This window comes from Stenotrophomonas sp. SY1 (assembly GCF_021202945.1).
GTDB lineage: Bacteria > Pseudomonadota > Gammaproteobacteria > Xanthomonadales > Xanthomonadaceae > Stenotrophomonas.
This window is the reverse complement of record NZ_JAJOYR010000002.1, coordinates 73,023-93,600: the sequence shown is the minus strand read 5'-3', so window position 1 is coordinate 93,600 and position 20,578 is coordinate 73,023. Positions and strand designations below refer to the sequence as shown.

Annotated in this window: 21 protein-coding genes; 11 read left to right on the top strand and 10 right to left on the bottom strand. The window is 65.3% G+C overall.

Translation table 11 applies throughout. The annotated features are described in order from the left end of the window. Positions 1-169: 169 nt before the first annotated feature. Positions 170-1,054, top strand: a complete 885-nt coding sequence (locus LR961_RS11960) for an acyltransferase (RefSeq protein ID WP_232149500.1) — start codon at positions 170-172, stop codon at positions 1,052-1,054. Positions 1,055-1,113: 59 nt separating this feature from the next. Here the strand turns inward: LR961_RS11960 and LR961_RS11955 are convergent, their stop codons facing one another. Next, positions 1,114-1,485 carry a glycine zipper 2TM domain-containing protein gene (locus LR961_RS11955; protein ID WP_232149499.1) on the bottom strand — a complete coding sequence of 124 codons (372 nt, stop codon included), beginning with the start codon at positions 1,483-1,485 and terminating at the stop codon, positions 1,114-1,116. A gap of 196 nt (positions 1,486-1,681) precedes the next feature. On the opposite strand from LR961_RS11955, the gene LR961_RS11950 reads away from it, so the two are divergent. Both LR961_RS11950 and LR961_RS11945 read left to right on the top strand, forming a co-directional pair. After that, positions 1,682-2,605 (top strand): M14 family metallocarboxypeptidase, encoded by a 924-nt coding sequence (locus LR961_RS11950; protein WP_232149497.1) that lies wholly within the window; start codon positions 1,682-1,684, stop codon positions 2,603-2,605. 455 nt (positions 2,606-3,060) lie between these two features. Continuing rightward, positions 3,061-3,813, top strand: coding sequence for a transporter (locus LR961_RS11945; RefSeq protein ID WP_232149496.1), 753 nt, complete (start codon positions 3,061-3,063; stop codon positions 3,811-3,813). Between the two features lie 9 nt (positions 3,814-3,822). On the opposite strand, the gene LR961_RS11940 is transcribed toward LR961_RS11945, so the two are convergent. Together LR961_RS11940 and LR961_RS11935 are read right to left on the bottom strand one after the other, a co-directional pair. Beyond that, entirely contained in the window at positions 3,823-4,962 is a 1,140-nt protein-coding gene (locus LR961_RS11940; RefSeq protein ID WP_232149495.1) for a hypothetical protein, read from the bottom strand. 107 nt (positions 4,963-5,069) lie between these two features. After that, on the bottom strand, positions 5,070-5,975 hold the full coding sequence (locus LR961_RS11935) for a LysR family transcriptional regulator ArgP (RefSeq protein WP_232149494.1): 906 nt from the start codon (positions 5,973-5,975) through the stop codon (positions 5,070-5,072). Between the two features lie 134 nt (positions 5,976-6,109). Here LR961_RS11935 and LR961_RS11930 point away from each other — a divergent pair, with 134 nt between their 5' ends. Further along, complete coding sequence (locus LR961_RS11930; protein ID WP_232149490.1) at positions 6,110-6,745, top strand: LysE family transporter; 636 nt, start codon at positions 6,110-6,112, stop codon at positions 6,743-6,745. Between the two features lie 86 nt (positions 6,746-6,831). Here the strand turns inward: LR961_RS11930 and LR961_RS11925 are convergent, their stop codons facing one another. Then, positions 6,832-9,564, bottom strand: coding sequence for an EAL domain-containing protein (locus tag LR961_RS11925; protein ID WP_232149488.1), 2,733 nt, complete (start codon positions 9,562-9,564; stop codon positions 6,832-6,834). 382 nt (positions 9,565-9,946) lie between these two features. Between LR961_RS11925 and LR961_RS11920 the strand changes: the two genes are divergently transcribed. Together LR961_RS11920 and LR961_RS11915 are read left to right on the top strand one after the other, a co-directional pair. Then, positions 9,947-10,237 carry a hypothetical protein gene (locus tag LR961_RS11920; RefSeq protein ID WP_232149486.1) on the top strand — a complete coding sequence of 97 codons (291 nt, stop codon included), beginning with the start codon at positions 9,947-9,949 and terminating at the stop codon, positions 10,235-10,237. Positions 10,238-10,419: 182 nt separating this feature from the next. Further along, complete coding sequence (locus tag LR961_RS11915; protein WP_232149484.1) at positions 10,420-11,382, top strand: HDOD domain-containing protein; 963 nt, start codon at positions 10,420-10,422, stop codon at positions 11,380-11,382. Between the two features lie 285 nt (positions 11,383-11,667). Here the strand turns inward: LR961_RS11915 and LR961_RS11910 are convergent, their stop codons facing one another. Beyond that, positions 11,668-11,805, bottom strand: a complete 138-nt coding sequence (locus LR961_RS11910) for a hypothetical protein (protein ID WP_232149482.1) — start codon at positions 11,803-11,805, stop codon at positions 11,668-11,670. A gap of 68 nt (positions 11,806-11,873) precedes the next feature. After that, positions 11,874-13,448 carry a phospholipase D family protein gene (locus tag LR961_RS11905; protein WP_232149480.1) on the bottom strand — a complete coding sequence of 525 codons (1,575 nt, stop codon included), beginning with the start codon at positions 13,446-13,448 and terminating at the stop codon, positions 11,874-11,876. A gap of 119 nt (positions 13,449-13,567) precedes the next feature. Between LR961_RS11905 and sstT the strand changes: the two genes are divergently transcribed. Genes sstT through LR961_RS11890 form a run of 3 tightly spaced genes read left to right on the top strand, consistent with a single transcriptional unit; the run spans position 13,568 to position 15,814 of the window. Beyond that, a complete protein-coding gene (gene sstT, locus LR961_RS11900; protein ID WP_232149479.1) occupies positions 13,568-14,776 on the top strand; it encodes a serine/threonine transporter SstT in 1,209 nt (402 codons plus the stop codon). A 10-nt stretch (positions 14,777-14,786) separates the two neighbouring features. Beyond that, entirely contained in the window at positions 14,787-15,515 is a 729-nt protein-coding gene (locus LR961_RS11895; RefSeq protein WP_232149477.1) for an AzlC family ABC transporter permease, read from the top strand. Next, the gene (locus tag LR961_RS11890) at positions 15,512-15,814 is read left to right on the top strand and encodes an AzlD domain-containing protein (protein ID WP_232149476.1); all 303 of its coding nucleotides are present in this window, start codon (positions 15,512-15,514) and stop codon (positions 15,812-15,814) included. The genes LR961_RS11895 and LR961_RS11890 overlap by 4 nt, the downstream gene beginning before the upstream one ends. A 79-nt stretch (positions 15,815-15,893) precedes the next feature. Here the strand turns inward: LR961_RS11890 and LR961_RS11885 are convergent, their stop codons facing one another. Together LR961_RS11885 and LR961_RS11880 are read right to left on the bottom strand one after the other, a co-directional pair. Further along, positions 15,894-16,604, bottom strand: a complete 711-nt coding sequence (locus LR961_RS11885) for an rRNA pseudouridine synthase (protein ID WP_232149474.1) — start codon at positions 16,602-16,604, stop codon at positions 15,894-15,896. A gap of 66 nt (positions 16,605-16,670) precedes the next feature. Then, the gene (locus LR961_RS11880) at positions 16,671-17,168 is read right to left on the bottom strand and encodes a M48 family metallopeptidase (protein ID WP_232151137.1); all 498 of its coding nucleotides are present in this window, start codon (positions 17,166-17,168) and stop codon (positions 16,671-16,673) included. A gap of 70 nt (positions 17,169-17,238) precedes the next feature. On the opposite strand from LR961_RS11880, the gene LR961_RS11875 reads away from it, so the two are divergent. Together LR961_RS11875 and LR961_RS11870 are read left to right on the top strand one after the other, a co-directional pair. Continuing rightward, positions 17,239-17,793 (top strand): DUF2058 domain-containing protein, encoded by a 555-nt coding sequence (locus LR961_RS11875; protein WP_232149473.1) that lies wholly within the window; start codon positions 17,239-17,241, stop codon positions 17,791-17,793. Positions 17,794-17,864: 71 nt separating this feature from the next. Further along, entirely contained in the window at positions 17,865-18,131 is a 267-nt protein-coding gene (locus LR961_RS11870) for a DksA/TraR family C4-type zinc finger protein (protein ID WP_232149472.1), read from the top strand. A gap of 331 nt (positions 18,132-18,462) precedes the next feature. On the opposite strand, the gene LR961_RS11865 is transcribed toward LR961_RS11870, so the two are convergent. Beyond that, positions 18,463-18,948, bottom strand: coding sequence for a GNAT family N-acetyltransferase (locus tag LR961_RS11865; RefSeq protein WP_232149470.1), 486 nt, complete (start codon positions 18,946-18,948; stop codon positions 18,463-18,465). Positions 18,949-19,022: 74 nt separating this feature from the next. Then, the gene (locus LR961_RS11860) at positions 19,023-20,279 is read right to left on the bottom strand and encodes a sugar transporter (protein WP_269670720.1); all 1,257 of its coding nucleotides are present in this window, start codon (positions 20,277-20,279) and stop codon (positions 19,023-19,025) included. Between the last annotated feature and the right edge of the window lie 299 nt (positions 20,280-20,578).

The following is a 20,578-nucleotide window of genomic DNA, read 5'->3' as shown; positions in this document are numbered from 1 at the left end:
GGACCTGCCCGTCTGAGGTGAAGCGCTTCCAACGCCCTGCCTTTCACTTCACGAAGGGCGCCGTTGGGGAGGGGCTCGGCCGTAGTGTTCCCGAAGCCCGGCAACTCACTCCGGCTTTTCCGGGGTTTGCTACCCTGTGCTCCTTTACGGATGTGTCCCCGGTACTTCTATGGTGTGGTTGCGCGTTGCCCTGATTCTGCCGCTGATTGCCATCAATACGCTGCTTCACTGCCTGCCGCTGTTCGTGGTGGCGTTGGTGAAAGCGGTGTTGCCTTTCGGCGGTGTGCGTCGGTTCTGCAATCCGTTGCTGACCGGGCTGGCGGAGAGCTGGATCAGCGTCAACAGCAGAATGATCGCGCTGTTCACCGCGACCCGCTTCCAGGTCAGTGGCATCAGCGATCTCGAAAAGGACGGGCACTACCTGGTGCTGGCCAACCACCAGAGCTGGGTGGACATCCTGGTGCTGCAGAAGGTGTTCAACCGGCGCATTCCGCTGCTGCGTTTCTTCCTCAAGCGCTCGTTGTTCTGGGTGCCGGTGTTGGGCCTGGCATGGTGGGCGCTGGATTTCCCGTTCATGGGCCGCTACACGCGCAAGCAGATCGCAAAGAATCCCGAGCTGGGCCGCCGTGACATGGAAGCAACGCGCAAGGCCTGCGAGAAGTTCGCCAGCATTCCGGTGTCGGTGATGAATTTCGTCGAAGGCACCCGCTTCACCCAGAGCAAGCATGACGGCCAGAACTCGCCGTTCAAGTACCTGCTCAAGCCCAAATCCGGCGGCGTTGCGTTCGTGCTGGATGCGATGGGCAAGGGCCTGCATGCATTGCTGGACGTGACCATCGTTTACCCAAAGGGCATCCCGTCGATGATCGACCTGATGGCCAACCGTGTTCCTGAAGTGAAGGTGCTGGTGCGCAAGCGCCCGATCCCGGCCGAGCTGGTGGGGGGCAACTATCAGGATGACCGGACCTTCCGTGCCCAGTTCCAGCAATGGATGAACGGCGTGTGGCAGCAGAAGGACGAGGACATCAGCGCGATGCTTGAAGGCAAAGCCTGATCGCGGTTGCGCTCATGACAAAGGCCCCGAAAGGGGCCTTTGTCTTTGATACGGATGGCTCAGCGGTAAACGCGTTCGCAACGCGTCTCGACGACGCGCTGGCCGTTGCGCTCTTGGTTGCGGCCCTGCACGTTGCGCCCGACCAGGCCACCCGCCACCGCGCCTGCAGCAGTGGCGACCTTGCGGCCACTGCCGCCGCCGACCTGGTTGCCGAGCAGGCCACCAACCACCGCACCGGTGGCGGTGCCGGCGATACGGTTCTGGTCGCGGGCATTGTTGGCCACTTCGACCTTGCGGCATTCGACCCGGCTGCCATCGTTGAAACGGCGGCCTTCATCCTGGGGGCCGTAGGTCTGCGCCTGGGCACTGGCGGCGAACAGCATTCCCAGGCCGACGATAGTGGTCGCAAGCGTGCTGTGGAAAATGCGCATGATCGGCTCCTTACGAGTGTTGGCAGACGGGATCGGTGATCCCACGCGACAACCCTGCGCGCATGCGGGAAAACCGGAAGTGAAGGCCGGCCGCCGGGTTGAAGTGGGGTTCATCCTGCATGGCTTTCGGCAACTGAACACAGCCCGGCTTGGGTGTAGAGTGCGCGCCTGACCGTCATCTTCAACGAGGTACTGCATGAACACTGTTGCCGCTTTCTATCCGGTAGGCACGCCGGGCCAGCCGTGGGGTGCCCCCGAACGCGCGCAGTGGCTGGAACGCCAGGTGGTGCAGCGCAGTCATGCAGATGAAGTGGTGGCGAAGATCGATGCGCTGCGTGATCGTTTCGACGTGTCGCAATATGGTGAACTGGACTACCCAAGTGGCCGCTACCCGTTGTTGGCGGTGCGCAGCCGCGACTGGAACGACGCCTTGCCGGTGATGCTGGTCACCGGCGGCATACATGGCTACGAGACCAGTGGCGTGCAGGGCGCGCTGCAGTTCATCGATCAACATGCGGCTGCCTATGCCGGAAAGTGCAATCTGCTGGTCGTGCCGTGCGTAAGCCCCTGGGGTTATGAACGTATCCAGCGCTGGAACGCATTGGCGCTGGACCCGAACCGCTCCTTCGTGCCGAACAGCCCTGCGCCGGAGTCGGCTGCGCTGATGGCGCTGGTGGCGCCGCTGAAGGGCCAGATCGTGATGCATATCGATCTGCACGAAACCACCGATACCGATGAATCCGAGTTCCGTCCGGCGTTGGCTGCACGCGATGGCAAGCCGTTCGAGCCGGGTGAGATTCCCGACGGTTTCTATCTGGTGGATGACAGTGAGAACCGTCAGCCGGCATTCCAGCAGGCGGTGAATGCCGAGGTTGCGAAGGTCACACATATCGCTCCGGCCGATGCACGCGGCGAGATCATTGGTTCACCGGTGGTGGCTCCGGGCGTGATCGAGTACCCGCTCAAGGCGCTGGGCCTGTGCGCGAGTGTCAGCGGTGCGCGTTACACCACGACCACCGAGGTGTATCCGGACAGCCCCAAGGCAACGCCGCAGCAGTGCAACGATGCGCAGGTGGCTGCGGTGATTGGTGCACTGGATTACGCGCTGGGCAACGGCTGAAGCGGAGTTCCGGGTGAGCCGGGCAGGGGTTCTGCCAAAGGCCGCCCTCATCCGCCCTTCGGGCACCTTCTCCCGCTTGCGGGAGAAGGGCACTGCAGAGCAACAGCAACTGCAAAGCGCAGCTAGAGCAACAGCTGGAGCAAGAACAACAGCTGGAGCAAGAACAACAGCTGGAGCAAGAACAACAGCCAGGGCAACAGCAACAGCTAGTGCAAGAGCAACGGCAAGAGCAACGGCAAGAGCAACGGCAAGAGCAGCAGTAAGAGCAGCAGTAAGAGCAGCAGCAAGAGCCGGCGACATGCACACTCAGATCGCGTTGTTGCCTGACTACTCCCTTCTCCCGCAGGCGGGAGAAGGTGCCCGAAGGGCGGATGAGGGCGAAGTTGCTCCTGCCTCAGGATTGATCCCTGCAGGCTTCACACCCTGACTGCACTCCCTCATGTGAACTTCGGCATATGAAAAACGCCGCAACAGCAAGCCTGCTTCTGTCATTGATTGGCTTCGACGCCAGCGCCGACGAAGCGCCCGAGTACGACCGCCCTGGCATCGGCTTTTCCACGAGCACCTTGGGCAAAGGTGTCTTTGTCTGGGAGCAGGGCCTTCCCGACGGCAGCCGTGATCGCAGTGATGGCATCACCGTCACCGCCTGGACCGCCGATACGCTGCTCCGCCTTGGTCTGTCCGAAACCCTTGAGGTGCAGTTGGCCGCCGATACCTGGGGTGGCCTGCGCGTGCACGGTGCCGGCATCGACGAACAGGACACTGGCGGGGGCGACGGCAGCGTCGCATTGAAATGGGCGCCAGCCTTGGCCAGCGAGCGCTTCTCACTGGGACTCAAAGCCGGAGCCACCTTGCCATGGGGCAGCGCGCCCTTGGGCGACGGTGGGCAGGATTACGACCTGGGCGTCACCGTGGCGTGGGAGTTACCGGCCGGAACCAGCCTGGCGCTCTACGCGGACCGGCAATGGGGCGACAACGGCAGCGGCTGGCTGTTCTCGCCGAGCTACGGCTTCGCACTGGGCGAAGACGTCAGCGCCTATGTGGAAGGTGGTTACGGCACCGGCGCGCAGCACATGCGTGCGGCCGGTGCCGGCGTGACCTGGATGGCCACCTCGCGCCTGCAACTGGATGCGTCGTTCCTGCGTGGGCTGGATGACGAAACCATCGATTGGCAGGGCGGCGTGGGCCTGGCGTTGTACTTCGATTGACGCGCTCGCTCAGCGGTTGACCGCTGGCCCGTACACGCCGCTGTAACCGGACGCGCAATCGCTGCCGCAATTGCTGGTGAGCATGTTGCGCACGATCAGGCCGCTGTTGTTCTTGGAGCGGAAATGGCCGACGCCATTGCTGGTGTCACCACCGCCGAAGTTGTACGGGCCGCCGTCGCTCCAGTCCCAGTCGAAGCTGTAGGCGCTGCTGCCGGCGCCGATATCCACCTGCGCCTGGACGTTGGTTGCGCTGTTGAACAAGGCGCCGTCACTGCACCCGCTGCTGTAGCTGGTGGTGAAGCATTGCACCTGGTCACGCAGGCCGGCAGTGATCGTGTAGAAGCGGATGCCGGTGTAGGTCGCCGGGAAGGTGCGCAGGCTGCCACTGCCGCTGCCGGTCCAGCGGTTGTAGCCGTAGTAGGTCACGCCGCTGCTCGGGTACAGGCCGAAGGTGTAGTAGTTGTACGGGTAGACGTAGGCTTCGGCATTGCAGGTAGGTGCCAACGCGGACTGGTAGCCGGTGCTGCGGCAGGTCTGCAGCCCACGCAGGCCACCGGCGATGTTGATGAAGCGGCGCACGCTGCCCTGGTAGGCGTGGTACTTGATCGTCGCCAGGGCCATCGATGAACCCAGCGAATGCGTCACCAGGTCCACCTGGCTCTTGCCGGTATACGCCTTGACCTTGTCGATGAAGGTCTTGAGGACTTGATACGTGGCCGGCGAATGGTAGTTGTACTGCGGCGCCGCGCGTTCGCTGGCGCTCAGGTAGGTGATGCCGAACAGTTCGCAGTCGTTGTAGCCGGCGGCCTTGAGTTCGGCGTAGATCGAGCGTGGCGGCGTGGTGTAACCGCTGACCGCGCCAGCCGGCATGTCGAAGCTGATGGCGCTGTCGCCATTGCCGTGGATGAACACCACCGGGGTCCGGCTCGCGGTGCAGCTGCCACCGCCGAAGCCGCCCTGGCCGACGCCGGGGTTGAAGCCGCCCGCGTACTGGTTGGCGGTGCCGGCGCAGGTGTAGCCGTTGTTGCTGCCGCAATCCAGGGCACTGGCCGAGCCTGGCGCCAGCAGCGCGGCGGCAAGTGTCAGCGGAGCGGCGAGGGTACCGAACAACCAGGAAGCAAGGACGGGGACAGATCGGGTGATCGACATGCGGCAGCTCCGGCTAGTGATCCAGATGGATCGGGCCAGCATCGGGCCGCCGATGACCGACCGGCAGTGTCCTTTGGGGAAACTTGCAGCGCAGCAAAGCCGATGCGTTATTTCCGCTTGCGCACCAGGGTGGTGGCCGCCTGCAGGATCGCGCGGGTCAGCAGCGCCATGGTTTTGACTTCGCCCTTCCAGTGCTGCCAGTACAGCGGCACGTCTTCCCAGGCGCGGGCCTTCACGTAGACCAGGCGTCCGCTTTCCAGGTGGCGGCGTACCAGCGGCAGGGGGTTCATGGTCCAGCCCAGGCCACCGAGGTTGGCGTGGACGAACGCGCGGGTGGAGGGAATCCACCAGGTGGGTGCGTGCAGCGGCTGTTCGATCGGAGCCAGCCGACGCGCATAGCGGGCCTGCAGGTCATCCTTGCGGTTGAACACCAGCACCGGTGCCTGCGCCAGCGATTGCGCGTTCACCCCCTTGGCGAAGTAGCGGGCGTGGAATTCCGGGGTGCAGGTGGCCGCATAACGGATGCTGCCCAGTTCGTGGATCTGGCAGCCCTGTACCGGCTCGGACAGGGTGGTTACCGCACCGAGCACCGCGCCCTGGCGGAGCAGGGCGACGGTGTGGTCCTGGTCTTCGGTGTGCAGGTCCAACGTGGTGCTGGTGGTCTGCGAGAACGCCTGCACCGCGTCGGGAAACCAGGTTTCCATGCTGTCGTGGTTGACCGCCACCGGGATGCTGGCGCGGGGCAGTTCGCTGTCGGACAGGCCAATGCGCTCGAATGCATCACGTTCCAGCAGCGCGGTCTGCTCGGCCAGCTGCACCAGTACCTGGCCTTCCAAGGTGGCCTCGGTGGGGATGCTGCGCTTGACCAGCAGCTTGCCGACCCGGTCCTCCAGCGCCTTGATCCGCTGGGAAATGGCCGAGGAGGTCACGTTCAGGGTCAGCGCGGCGCGCTCGAAGCTGCCTTCCCGGATCACCGCCGCCAGCGCCCGCAATTGTGAGTGGTCGATGCGCATGATTAAGTTTTGCTAAAGATGGTTTAAGAAGTTTAGCTCTACTTTTTGATGCTGCGTTGCGACAATTGCCGCGTCAGGCCGGTCTGGTGCGTCTTCCCCAGCGGCCCTCCCCCCGTAGAAAAGGCAGTTCCCCCATGTTTTCCGTTGTTTCCGCCCAAGCCGCCGGTAGTGCCTGGCTCAGTGGTGCCGGTATCGGTATCGGTCTGTTCGCCATCGTGGGTGCGCAGAGTGCGTTCATCCTGCGCCAGGGCATCATGCGCCAGCACGTGATCCCGATCATCGCCACCTGCTTCGCCATCGATGCGGTTTTCATCCTGGCCAGCGTGGCCGGGCTGCGCACGCTTACCGCGCAGCTGCCGTGGCTGACCACGGTGCTGTTGTGGGGCGGCGTGGCGTTCCTGACCTGGTACGCGCTGCAGTCGGCACGGCGGGCGGTGGCCGGCGGTGGTGGCATGAACCTGGACGACAACGCCGAACAGTCGCTGCGCACGGCGTTGATGGCGGCAGCCGGCTTTTCCATCATCAACCCGCATTTCTGGCTGGACATGATGGTGATCGGGTCGATTGCCGACAATTTCGGCGAGTCGCGCATGGCCTTCGCTGCCGGCGTAGTCACCGCCAGCGGCATCTGGTTGACCGCTCAGGGCCTGGGCGCACGGCTGCTGGCGCCGTTGTTCACCAAGCCGTCGACCTGGCGCATTCTGGACGGCACCATCGCGGTGATCCTCAGCGTGCTGGCACTGACGCTGGCTCTGCGCGGAACTCATTGATCCGAGCGGACAGGTAACCATTGAAGGCCACGGCGCAGGCGCTGTGGCCTTCAATCGCTTACTGGTTGCCTGCACTCACCGCCGGCTCAACCCCAGCGTTCCGGCCATTGCCGGATGAACTCCTCGATCTGCGCCTGCGGCATCGGCCGGCCGAACACATACCCCTGACCTTCGCTGCAGTGTTCCTGCCTGAGCTGGGTCAGCTGGTCGTGGGTTTCCACGCCTTCGATGGTGGCGATGATGCCCAGCTTGTCGCACAGGTGCGATACCGCACCGATGATCGCGCTGCCCTGGCTCTGTTGGCCCAGGTCGCGGATGAAGGATTTGTCGATCTTGACCTTGTCGAACGGGAAGGCACGCAAGTAGCCCAGCGAGGAATAGCCGGTGCCGAAGTCGTCCATCACGATCGCCACGCCGGCCGCCTTGAGCCGCAGCAGCTTGGCCGATGCGGCTTGGATGTTGGCTACCAGCGCGTTCTCGGTGATTTCCAGCTCCAGCCGCGACGGAGCAAGGCCGGTGTCCGCCAGTGCCTGTTCGATGTTGCTGGCCAGCTCTGGCATTGCCAGCTGTGACACCGACAGATTCACCGCCACTTTCATATGTTCCGGCCACTGCATCGCGTCCTGCATGGCCTGGCGCAGGATCCAGTCGCCCAGCGGCACCATCAGCCCGATGTCCTCGGCCAGGCCCAGGAACTGGTCGGGATTGAGCAGGCCTCGTTCGGGGTGATCCCAGCGCAGCAGCGCCTCAAAGCCGGTGACGCGGCATTGCACCAGGTCCACCAGCGGTTGGTAGTGCAGTTGGAACTGCAGTTGTTGCAGGCCGGTGCGCAGCTCGGTTTCCAGCTGCCGCCGCCGCTGCATGCGGGTGTCCATTTCCTCTTCGAAGAAGCGATAGCAGCCTTTGCCGTCCTCTTTGGCGCGGTACAGCGCGAGATCAGCGTTGCGCATGAGCTTGTCGGCGGTTTCGGCCTGGCGGTCGATCAGTACGATGCCGATGCTGGTGCCGATGCCCAGCTGGTGGCCTTCCAGGTCGAACGGCTGTGACAGGGTGGCGATCAGGCGCTCGGCCAGGATCATTGCCGCTTCTGGCGGATGCGCTTCGGGTGCCATCAGGATGGCGAACTCGTCGCCGCCCAGCCGCGCCACCAGATCATTGGTGCGCACGCAGCCGAGCACGCGGCGGGCGACTTCCTGCAACAGACGGTCACCGCTGGGATGGCCCAGCGTGTCGTTGACTTCCTTGAACCGGTCCAGGTCCAGCAGCAGCAAGGCACTGGGGTGGCCACGCAGCGCGGTGGCCAGCGCGTGTTGGAGCTGGTCGAACAGGACCACGCGATTGGGCAGGGCGGTGAGCGGATCATGCTGGGCCAGGAACGCGATGCGTGCCTGCGCTTGGCGGCGCGCATCCACGTCTTCCAGCACGCCGGCCCAGTCGGATGGTTCGGCCTGGTCGGTGTCGATGCGGGCTCCGCGTGCACGCAGCCAGCGCCAGCGGCCGTACAGGTCCAGCACACGGAACTCCACGTCCAGCGGCGCGCCCTTGGAGAAGCTCTGCTCCAGCGCCGCGTCGATCTGCGGCAGGTCTTCTTCGTTGACCCGTTGCAGCCAGCCCCTGCCCAGTGCTTCTTCGTCGGGCTGCCCGGTCAGCTCGCGCCAGCCGGTGGCAGAGCGTATCTGCCAGTGCTTGCCCGACTCCCACAGCACCAGCGCGCCGGCTTCGGCCACCGCGCGGTAACGCTGCTCGCTGGTCATCAACTCGCGTGCCAGCGCATGGGCTTCGTCGGCGCTTTTCTTCAGCGCGTCTATGGTGTCGTTGAAGCTGTCCTGCAGGACGCGTACTTCGGTGATGTCCGAGGCAGGTGGGTCGGGCAGGGTGAGGTCATTGTTGATGATGCTGTGGCCGCGTTGGGCCAATGCCCGGATCGGCCGCAGGATGCTGCCGGCGATGGCGTTGGCGGCGAGCAGGGCGATGATCGCCGCCAGTGTGCCGCCGACGATGATGCCGGCCAGTGGCCGCTGCCAGCGGGCCTGGAAACTCGTCTGTGGTTCGCCGACCACCAACGCCCAACCCGGTGCGGCCTGCAGGCGATGGAAGGCGAAGACCACCGGCTGGCCTTCCTTGCTGATTGCCTCGAACACGCCTTGCGGGGTGCTGCCCTGCTGCAGTTTGTCGCGGCCGCTGACGGCCTGGCCGATGAACTGCTCCGGCTTGCGCGAGCGCGCGGCGATCACGCCGTTGCCGTCCACCACGGCAACCAGCAGGCTCTGCTCGCTGGCCGAACGCAGGATGGTGCTGATCAGGCGATTGGAAGGCTGCACCAGGGTCAGCACCCGTGTCTGGCCTTGGTCATCGGTGAAGGGCAGGGCAACGGCAACCTTGGGCGTGGTGCTGGCGGCGGTGGTGAACAGGTCCGACACCTGTGGCTGACCACTGGCGCGGGCGCGGGCCAGCAGTACTCCGGGCAGAATGTGCGCCTGTTCGGTGTCGTCGGAAATCAGTTCGATGTCCGGGTTCTGACGGGCCCAGGCGCGCAGCTGCGGCGCCGATTCCCGTGCCTGCGGTGCAAGCATGGTCAACAGGCGCAGCTGGTTGATGTTGTCCTGGATACCCTGGTCTACGCCGCGCGCCAGTGCGGTGGCCGTTTCCTGCAGGCGCTGCTCGGAATTCTGACGGTAGTCGCGGGCAGCCAGCCAGATCGCAATGGCGCCGATGATCAACAGCGGCAACAGCGTTACCAGGATCAGTTGGTGCAGGCGTGCATGCAGGCCACGCGTGGGCCGTGGAGCGTGGGTTGCAACGGATGCGGTCGTTGCCAAACCGTGATCTCCCGTTTGCACTGCGTAGGGCGCACTGGGCGCGGGAGCGCAGGCGATGTGCCGGGGTGGAAGCCGCTCATCGCACCGCGCCGTCATGGTTGGCGGTTCAATCGACTGGAAGGTGCCATGGCCCGGGCGTTGGGGCAAACCTTACGGGGACCAACGGCTGGGTAGCAGTTGCCTATGTGAAAACGATGTGAGTCGGTCAGTGAAGTCCGGCATCGGGTGGATTCAGTCTCCGGCTGTGGCTGGCCGTGTCATCAGACGTGAGAGCGCATCAAGGCCGGGTCAACGTTTCCGGGGGCTGCGATGGTCAATCGCGGTCGATGTGCCAGAATCGGCGGCCCGTGGCACCGTCCCGCCATCCGTACCGAGAACCTGCATGAAGAAACTGTTGATCGCCCCGCTGTTGCTGGCACTGGCGGCATGCAGCCAGGGGCTGGACGGCACCTACAGCGACCAGTTGGGCATGGTGGATTACGTGTTTGCGCCGGACGGCACGGTGACGGTGCAGATGCTGGGCACCTCGCAGCAGACCACCTACACGCGCCAGGACGACACGCTGCACGTGGTGGTGCCCGAAGCCGGTGCCGCGCCACTGGAATTTTCCATCGAGAAGGATGGTGCACTGCTGGGGCCGATGGGTGTGCGCTTGGTGAAAGTGGAGCGCTGAAGCGCACCGTGGACGTGGCGAAAACGGGCTGCAGAACCGCCAGCCGCTGCCGATAACTGAGGCAACGTAATGCGTGTAGTGCGGCGATGTCTGACTTGGTGATTGTCTCAGCGCTGATTGCAGCGGTTGTGGTGGGCGCTATTGCCTGGCACTGGCAGCGCCATCGTGGCAGAAGCCCCGTGATGCATGCGCGGACGGTCCTGGTTGCCCCGGTGGTCCAGGCCGGCGGCGCACCGGCGCTCAATCCCGAGGCGATACCGGACGTGCTGCTGCGCCGCTTCCTGCGGCATGCGTTGGCGATGGAGGGCAGCACCGTTGCGCAGTTGCCCTGCAGCAAGGTGGTCGAGGAGGTGGTGGCTGCGCTGGGTCGTGCCGATCTGTCCGCGCGCTACACACCGCGAAGGCCCAATCTGCTGCCGCAGCTGATCCAGAACGTCAACGACAGCACCGCTTCGTCCCGTTCCATCGCCCGCATCATCGGCAGTGACGCGGTGCTCGCCGCCACCTTGCTGCGCATCGCCAACAGCCCGCTATACCGGCTGCAACGACAGGACGTGCAGAGCATCGAGCGCGCGGTGACGTTGATCGGCAACGATGGCATCCGCCAGATCATTTCAGCCGCGTTGGTGCAGCCGGTGATGCAATCGGCCAGTGGTGGCGATGCGCTGTTCTCGCGGCAGCTGTGGGACTACACATTGCGGCTCTCACTGGCCGCGGCCGACCATGCCCGCAGCGTGGAGCACGAGGATGGCTTTGCCGCCCAGCTTGCCGGCCTGCTGCTGGGGTTGAGCGCGGCAATGGTGGTGCAGGCGGCCACGGATGTACTGGCGCAGCCGCCGTCGCGTGCGCGCGAAGCGGCCACGTTGCTCGAAGTGCTGGAGCGCTGCACGGTGCCAACGGCGGTGCGGATCGCCAGCCATTGGAAATTGTCGCCGGCCATCATCCAGGCGCTGCGCGGCACGCAGGAGGATGCACCAACGGGTTTGGCGCGCTCGCTGCACGTGGGCCAGTTGGCCGCGAGCGCGGCGATGCTGCAGGGCGCTGGCCTGATAAGCGAGGAGCAAGCACTGGCGGCGTTGTCGGCGGCGATGCCGGCGCATGTGGCCGCGTGGTTGTGGAAGCGTGTGAGTGAGCGCGGGGAATAGTTGGTGGGTTGAGCGGGGGTGGTTGATCGGGCGCTGGCTTCCGAGAGTCGAGAAGGCCAGGGCTTCGTGCGGAGCCGGCTTTGGGAGTTGCCGTTGCCTGTCCTTCTCCCGCATGCGGGAGAAGGTGGTGCGAAGCGCCGGATGAGGGGAGCTTTGCCAGCGCTTTTTTTATCGCGCGGCTTGCTCTACTCAACACCAGCTGCGGCAAACAAGTTCACAAAAGCCCCCCATCCGCCCTCCGGGCACCTTCCCCCGCACGCGGGAGAAGGGATGGTCAGTCAACAGTCACGTCGACGCCGCTGTCCGCATACGCATACGCATACGCATCAGCATCAGCATCAGCATCAGCATCAGCATCAACGGCAACGGCAACAGCAACAGCAACAGCAACAGCACACCAAGGCCAACATCCAAGGCCAACATCCAAGGCCTGCATCCGGCGTCAGGTCCGCTTGAGGCTTTGGCTCGTCCGGACCCTCAATCCCCACTCTTCAGAGCTGCGACTCCAATGGCAACCAGCTGATCACCCGCGTGGTTGTGCGCAACCACAGGCTGGTGTCCGGTTCGGTGCGGTAGGCCACCGGTGGCGTCACCGCGCGATCCAGCCAGCGCAGTTCCGAATCCTTGTTCAGGTACATCCAGTAACTCAGCTCCGGGCTGGAAAGGCGCAGGTATTCCTCGCGCAGGCGTTCGGCCAGCACCGGGTCGTCGAACAGCACGCCCATTTCGGTGTTGAGGTAGGCCGAGCGCGGGTCAAGGTTGAACGAGCCGACAAACCCGCGCCGGTCATCAACGACGAACGCCTTGGTGTGCAGGCTGGCGCCGCTGCTGCCAAAGGTCGACGCGCGTTCGGCATGGCCACGCGCCTTCAGTTCGTACAACTGCACGCCACCGGCCAACAGCGGCCTGCGATAGTGCATGTAGCCACTGTGGACGGCGGCTACGTCGTTGGCGGCCAGTGAGTTGGTGACGATGCCAACCTGCACGCCGTTGCGCGCCTGTTGGATCAGCGCCTTGGTGCCGCTGGCGCCGGGTACGAAGTAGGGCGATATCAGCAGCGAGCGCTGGCGCGCGCTGGCCAGTTCCTCCACCAGACGCGTGACCAGCCAGTCCGACTGGTCTTCCACCCCGCGCTTGCGCGGCGGGTCCGAACGGATCTGCACGCGTGCCGTCCAGTGCAGGTCCGTCTGCTTGCTGAGATAGGCATTGCCAAGATGCTCGCGTACCCGTTGCAGATACGGCATTGCCTCCTGCTGCAGGGCATCGCGTTCGGCTTCGGTGACGAAATTGCCCAGTTGTTGGCGGGTGCTGTAATGCAGTGCGCTGATCGGCACCACCGCATCGCTGTTCCAGAAGTTGTCGAATACTTCGCTGGCCTGCGCCGCTACCGGGCCAGCCAGCAGCAGGTCCAGGTCGCGGAAATTCACGTCCGGGCGCGCGTCGAAGTACTCGCCGCCGATGTTGCGACCACCGACGATGGCCACCCTGCCATCGGCGATCCAGGCCTTGTTGTGCATGCGATGGTTGATGCTGAAGGCGCGTTGCACCATCTCGAGCAGCCGCCACACGCCCTCGCGATTGCGGAACGGGTTGTACAGGCGGATCTCGATGTTGGGGTGGGTTTCCAGCGCCAGCATTTTCGGGTCCAGCCCGGCGGCATTCATGTCGTCCAGCAGCAGCCGCACGCGCACGCCGCGCTCGGCCGCCTTGTAGACATCGTGGGCAAGCAGATGGCCGACCATGTCGTCGTGCCACATGTAGTACTGCAGGTCCAGGCTGCGCCCGGCCTGGCCGGTGATGATCGAGCGCGCGGCGTAGGCTTCCAGCCCATCGGAAAGATAGGCCGCGCCGCTCTGGCCGGGATGGCGCTGCAGCAGCGGCGCCAGTTCGCGGTCAAGTACGGTCTGTGCCGGCTGCAGCGGCAGGGTGTGGGATGGCGCGCCGACGATGGAAGGCGTAAGCCGGTCGCCCAGCAGCAGGCCGCTGATGAGCAGCAGTACCAGCGCCGCCACTACATAGCCCAGCAGTCGCAGCAGGCGTCGGCCTGGGGAGCGGGGTGGGTTCATCGCACATCCTGTCAGTGTTCATTGCACTGACAAGGGTAACAAGCCAGACGTGACGTTCCGGGGATGTCATCGCCGGGCCAGTGGGCGAGAATCGGGGTTTGCTTCTGCCCGAGCCCGCAATGAATCACGCTTCCCCCTCCTTTCGAGCGCCCAGCCTTGTGGTGCAGATCGTCATCGGCCTGGTCGCCGGCATCGTGCTGGCAATGGCCTGGCCCCAGGGCGCCAAAGCGGTGGGGCTGCTGGGCACGGTGTTCATCTCCGCGTTGAAGGCGGTGGCCCCGGTGCTGGTGCTGGTACTGGTGACCGCCTCCATCGCCAATCACCAGCACGGGCAGAAGACCAACATCCGCTCGATCCTGCTGCTTTACGTGATCGGCACCCTGGCCGCCGCGCTGGTCGGTGTTGCGGCCAGCTTCCTGTTTCCGAGCACCTTGTCGCTCAAGACCGCCAGCCAGGCGGGGATGAGCGCACCCGGTGGCATCGGGGAGGTACTCAAGACGCTGCTCATGCAGATCGTCGACAACCCGGTGCATGCGCTGCTCAACGCCAATTACATCGGCTTGCTGGCCTGGGCGGTGGGCCTGGGGCTGGCGCTGCGCCATGCCAGTGCCGGCACCCGTGCGATGGTCAGCGACCTGTCCAATGCAGTCACCTGGGTGGTACGCGCGGTGATCAAGCTGGCGCCGCTGGGCGTATTCGGCATTGTCGCCTCGCTGCTGGCCGAATCCGGGCTGGGCGCGCTGAAGGGCTATCTGGAGCTGCTGTACGTGCTGGTCGGGGCGATGTTGTTCATGGCCTTCGTCGGCAACCCGCTGATCGTGGCAGTGGTGACTCGCCGCAATCCTTACCCGCTGGTGCTGCGCTGCCTGCGCGAGAGCGGCATCACCGCGTTCTTCACCCGTTCCTCGGCGGCCAATATTCCGGTCAACCTGGAGCTGTGCCGCAAGCTGGGCCTGCATGAAGAAACCTATTCGGTGGCCATTCCGCTGGGCGCCACCATCAACATGGCCGGCGCGGCGATCACCATTTCGGTGCTGACCCTGGCGGCGGTCAACACGCTGGGCATCGCGGTGGACCTGCCGACCGCGCTGCTGCTGAGCGTGGTTGCGGCCATTGGCGCCTGCGGTGCTTCGGGTGTGCCGGGCGGCTCGTTGCTGCTGATTCCGCTGGCCTGCGGCCTGTTCGGCATCTCCAACGATGTGGCGATGCAGGTGGTGGCGGTGGGCTTCATTGTTGGCGTGGTGCAGGACTCGGCCGAAACCGCGCTCAACTCCTCCACTGACGTGGTGTTCGTCGCTGCCGCCGAACAGGCGCACGGGCGCGGCTGAGGGCACGCAGATGCAATTGACGCCGGCGGTACGCATCGGTCTTTCCATCGCGGTGGCCACCGGCCTGTACGGCATCTCGTTCGGCGCGCTGGCGGTGGCTTCCGGTTTCAGCGTGGCGCAGACGATGGCGCTGAGCCTGCTGATGTTCACCGGCGGCTCGCAGTTCGCCTTCATCGGTGTGATCGGAGCCGGTGGTGCGGGCGCGGCGGCGTTCGGCGCGGCCACGCTGCTGGGCATCCGCAACGCGGTGTACGGGGCGCAGATCAACCGCATGCTGCGTCCGCGTGGCTGGCTGCGGCTGGTATCGGCGCAGGTCACCATCGACGAGTCGGCGGCAACCGCGGCCAGCCAACAGGAGCCGGCCGAGCAGCGGCGCGGTTTCTGGGTGGCCGGGGTCGGTGTCTATCTGTTCTGGAATCTGTTCACGCTGTTGGGTGCATTGCTTGGCGATGCACTGGGCGACCCGCGCCAGTGGGGCCTGGACGGCGCGGCGGTGGCGGCGTTCCTGGGCCTGTTGTGGCCGCGCCTGCGTTCGCGCGAACCGGTGGCCATCGCCATTGTGTGCGCGCTGGTGACCCTGCTGGCGCTGCCATGGGTGCCGGCCGGCGTGCCGATTCTGCTGGCCGCCGCGGTGGCCGCTATCTGGGGCTGGTTCGGGCGTGGCCCGGCCGATGAAGGGCTGGAGCCGGACGTGGCACCGGATGCGCTGTCAGACACCAACCAGGAGCAGCCGCGATGAACCTGTGGGGCTGGATAGTATTGGCCTGCGTGGCGGCGTGGGCGCTCAAGTTCGTCGGTTATCTGGTGCCGGTGCGCTGGATGGAGTCGGCACGGATGAACCGCGTGGCCGGTGCCTTGACCATCGGCCTGCTGGCATCGCTGACGACGATGAACGCGGTTTCGGCCGGGCAGGGGATCGTGCTGGATGCACGCATCGGCGCGTTGCTGGCGGCCGGCGTGGCGCTGGCGTTGCGATTGCCATTCCTGGCGGTGGTTGTGCTGGGCGCCCTGACAGCGGCACTCCTCCGCCTGCTGTAGTGCCGAGCCATGTTCGGCAGAAGCGTTGCCGGGAATGCCCCAGCGCAGCTTCGCTACGCTCTACCGAATCCCCAAGCCCTCAGAACCGCTGGCTGGGCAGCAGATAGCGCCACTGACCCTCAGGCATCTTGCTCAGGCCGATGCGACCGATGCGCAGGCGTCGCACCTGGGTCGCTTTCAGGCCCACTTCGCTGCACATGTACTGCAACTGGCCCGGGCGCACGTCCTTGATCGCAAAACGCAGGCGCTGCTCGCTTTGCCAGCTGACCTTGCAGCTCTGCAGGCTGCGGCCCTGGTAGATCAGGCCTTGGGTCAGGCGCGACATCGCCCACGGGCTCGGCTCGCCTTCCACGTCCACCATGTATTCCTGCTCCAGCGACGGGCCGGATTCGAGCAGATGGCGGCGTACCCGCCAGTCCTGGGTGAACACCAGCAGCCCGTTTGCGTCATCGTCCAGCGGCATCGGCATCTCCAGGCGCTGGAAATGCCGGCGCAGGATGCGTACGTCGGACGTGTCGTCGGCAAAGCGGTTGGCCTCATCGAGCAGGGCCAGCAGCGCGTTGCCGCTGACACCGGCCGGCTTGTTCAGCAGCAGGGTGGCCGGTTCGGCGCCTTCGGCGTTGGCATCCTCGGCCAGGGTGACGACTTCATCGGCCACCATGGTCTGCGGGGTTTCAACGACCACGCCGTCCACGCTGACCCAGCCGCCTTCGATGTATTGCTGCGCCTGGGTGCGCGAGCACTGCAGCTGCGCGGCCAGGTGTTTGTCCAGGCGAATGGGAGTGGTCATGGCGACAGCGGGTCATGCAAGGGGCGGCGAGTGTAACCCCCTTGGGTCGGCGGAGCGATGCGGCGGTCAGCCGGCGTCGTGCTCCAGCGCGGTCAGGTACAGGCGCAGGTCGAACTCCAACTGGTAGTAATCCGGCTCCATGTGCAGGCACAGCTGGTAGAAGGCCTTGTTGTGCTCGGCCTCCTTGATGTGGGCCAGCTCGTGGACCACGATCATCCGCAGGAACGGCGCCGGCGCATCGCGGAACACGCTGGCGATGCGGATCTCACGGCTGGCCTTGAGCTTGCCGCCATGGTTGCGGGAAACGGCGGTATGCGTGCCCAGCGCATGTTTGACCACCTGCAGCTTGCCGTCATACAGCACCTTGCCCAGCGGCTGCGACTGGCGCAGGTGGCGATCCTTCAGCGCCTGCACGTAGTCGTAGAGCTGGCGATCGTTGCGCACCGCATGCGGCTCGGCATAGCGACGCCGCACCATTTCGCCCAGGCGACCCTGCGCGAGCAGCTCGCGCGCCTGTTGCTGCAGGTGTTCAGGGTAGCCATTCAGGTACTTCAGGGCTTGCATGGTGACGTCGGCATGGGCGGGGCAGGCCGGTATCATGGCAGGCATCGGCAACAGAACCACGAAGACGACGATGGCAAAGGCGAATCCGCTCCAGGAACAGCTGCTCAAGGCTGGCCTGGTCAAGAAATCCCAGGTGTCCCAGGTGGCGCGCGAGCAGGTCAAGGCGCGCCATGGCAAGGGCCCGGCAGGCCCCACCGAAAGCCAGCGCGAGGCCGAGCGCATCCGCGCTGAAAAGGCCGAAGCCGACCGCGCGCTGGCCGCCGAGCGCAATGCACAGCGGCGCGCCGATGAACTGCGCGCACAGGCGCGGCAGATCATCGCCGACCGCAAGCTGCCGCGCGCCGGTGAGCTGGAGTACCGCTTCAATGACGGCGAGGTGATCCGCACCGTGCTGGTCACCGAGGCGCTGCGCAAGCAGCTGGCCGCCGGTGCGTTGGTGATCGTGCGCCATGCCGAGAGCTTCGAGCTGTTGCCGCGTGTGGCCGCCGAGAAAGTGCGCGAGCGCGCCGCCGAGCTGATCGTGCTCGACCACGGCCAGAGCGAGGACACTCCCGTCTCCACCGGCAATGCCGAAGACGACGCCTATTACGCCCAGTTCCAGGTGCCCGACGACCTGATGTGGTGACTGGCCGGCGTTGACCTGGCGCTCAGGCAACTGCGCTAGGCTGGCGTTTGGTTACCACGGAGTATCCGGACATGGCCACCGGCTGGGCGGGCGACACCGCCGTTCAGGATCAGATCGACGCCACGGTAGAGGACGCGATCAAGCGCGCCCGTAGCCGCTTGCCCAGCGGCCCGGGGCTGGAGCACTGCGAGGAATGCGACGCGCCGATTCCCGAGGCGCGGCGCAAGGCGGTGCCGGGCGTGCGCCTGTGCATCAGCTGCCAGCAGGCGCATGACGCCGAGGAAGCCGCGTCGTCCGGTTACAACCGCCGCGGCAGCAAGGACAGCCAGCTGCGCTGAGGCACCCTCCCGTAGGCGCGGCTTCAGTCGCGAAGCCGCGAATGCAACCGCGGCAGCGGCGCCCGTAGTTGCAGAGACCGCCCTTGTAGGAGCGGCGTAAGCCGCGAAGCCACTGCCATGTCAGTAGCCGGGATATCTGCGATTGCAGAAACAGCGCTTTTCAGGAGCGGCTCCAGCCGCGAAGCCGCTGCCATGGAAGCAGCGAAGATCACTGCAATTGCAGGCACTCGAAAAGCGGAACTTCTATTGGCTTCGCAGCTGAAGCCACTCCTGCGAAGGGCTGCAATTGCAGGCCTTTTCGCTGCGGTTGCATTCGCGGCTTACGCAGCTCCTACCCGTCCTGCAAACCCACCGGCCGTACCAGCCGTGGCCGCTCCATCGGCACAAAGCGCACGCCCTTGACCGTCTGCGGCGCGGCCTTGGCGAAGAAGCCGAACTGCTCGTACACCGGCACCGCGATCTCCGAGGAGTTGACCGTATACACCTGCCTGCCGTGGATGCGCAGCGCGTGTTCCCACAACTGCCGGGCAATGCCGCGTCGCCGCGCGGTGCGGCTCACGAACAGGTGATGGACGTGGCTGCCCTCGCGCATGGCGATCATGCCGCACAGCCTGCTGTCGTCCTCGATCAGGTAATGCGCGAACTGCGCTGAGCCGAGCCGTTCGGCGAAGCTGTCCGGCACGAGCGTGGCCAGGAACGAATGCGCGCTGGCCCCGGTGGTGGGGTCAAGCAGGTGCCGGGCCAGTGGCGTGACCAGCGCGCTCAACGCCGCCGCATCCGCCAGCGTTGCTTCGCGGAGAGTGTGATTTGACTCCATTGGCCGCCCCCATAGCCATGCTCGTGCCGAGCATAGTGGCAGCGACAACCGCGAGCTGCGACCGAACGCAGGTTTCAGTGATGGCCGCCGGACAGGCGAAAGCTGCCACTCCAGCGCAGCATCGCGAACAGGCACCACAACCAGCCCGCGACGGCCAGCAGCCCGCCGACCAGGCCGATGTGCTGCATGCCCAGGTGCAGGCTGACCTGGCTGCCGATCAGCGCGCCGGCACCAATGCCGATGTTGAAGATGCCCGAGAACAGCGCCATCGCCACGTCGGTGGCATCGGAAGCGAGGTTCAGCACTTTGGACTGCATCGAAAGCGCGAAGCAGATCATCGCCACGCCCCATACCGACACCAGCACATACAGCAGGGCGGTATTGCCCAGCCCGGTGCGCAGCAGCAACAGGCAGGAGGCCAGGGTGCCGATGGCCATCAGCAGGAAGCCACGCGGCCAGCGCAATCCGTAACGCGAGAACAGAACGCTGCCGACGAAGCCCATGCCACCGAACAGCAGCAGCACCAGTGTGGTGACGTGCCCATCGAAGCCGCCGACCTTCTGCACGAATGGCTCGATGTAGCTGTAACCGGTGAACTGGGCAGAAATCACCACCATCACCAGCACGTACAGCGCCACCAGCGCCGGGCGTCGCAGCAACAGCGGCAGGCTGCTGGCCGAGCCGGCGTTCTGGCTGGGGAGTGCCGGCAACAGCCGCGCCAGCACCACCATCGCCAGCAGTGCCACGCCGCCGATGGCCAGGAAAGTGACGCGCCAGCCCAGCCACTCACCGACGATGCGGCCCAGCGGAATGCCCAGCACCATCGCCACCGAAGTGCCGGTCGCCAGCAGGCCCAGCGCCTGCGGGCGCTTGTCGGCCGGTGCCACGCGCACCGCCAGCGAGGCGGTGATCGACCAGAACACCGCATGCGCCAGCGCGATGCCGACGCGACTGACCATCAGGATCGGGTAGCTCCAGGCCAGCGCCGAAAGCAGGTGGCTGACGACAAACAGCGCGAATACCCCCAGCAGCAGCCGGCGCCGGTCGAAATTGCGGGTTAGCAGCATGCACGGCAGAGAGGTCAGCGCCACCACCCAGGCATAGATGGTCAACATCAGCCCGACCTGCTCAATCGGCTTGCCGAAGCTGCCACCGATATCGCTCAACAGTCCGACCGGGACGAACTCACTGGTGTTGAACACGAACGCCGCCATGGCTAGGGCAATGACGCTGGCCCAGCGCTGGCGGTTACTGCGCTCATCCGGGATTTCGGAAACGGCGGAAGCGGTGCCTGCCGGGGCGGCAGGACAGGAGGCGTTTGAAGAGGACATCGTTCGCGGACGCTGCGGCTGGAAAAGCCGGAAGATGGGCAGGATTTTCGCATGCTGCAGTGCCGCATGAATGAAAAGCTGTGGTCCATCGGGCGATTGCTGGAGGCGTGTTCAGTTCGCAGCGCCAGTGCGGTGGGAGCCTCCTGCCGCTGGCGGAGGCGGGGCCCGATTCCTTTTTGCCGTTCACGGAAGACGTGGGCAGCGGTACGTCCACCAACCCGGCTGTTGGCTGAAAGCCCCTCTCAGGTTCACGGGAGGAGGGAGAAGGCCGCTGTTGCTTGAAAGCCCCTCTCCCGCGT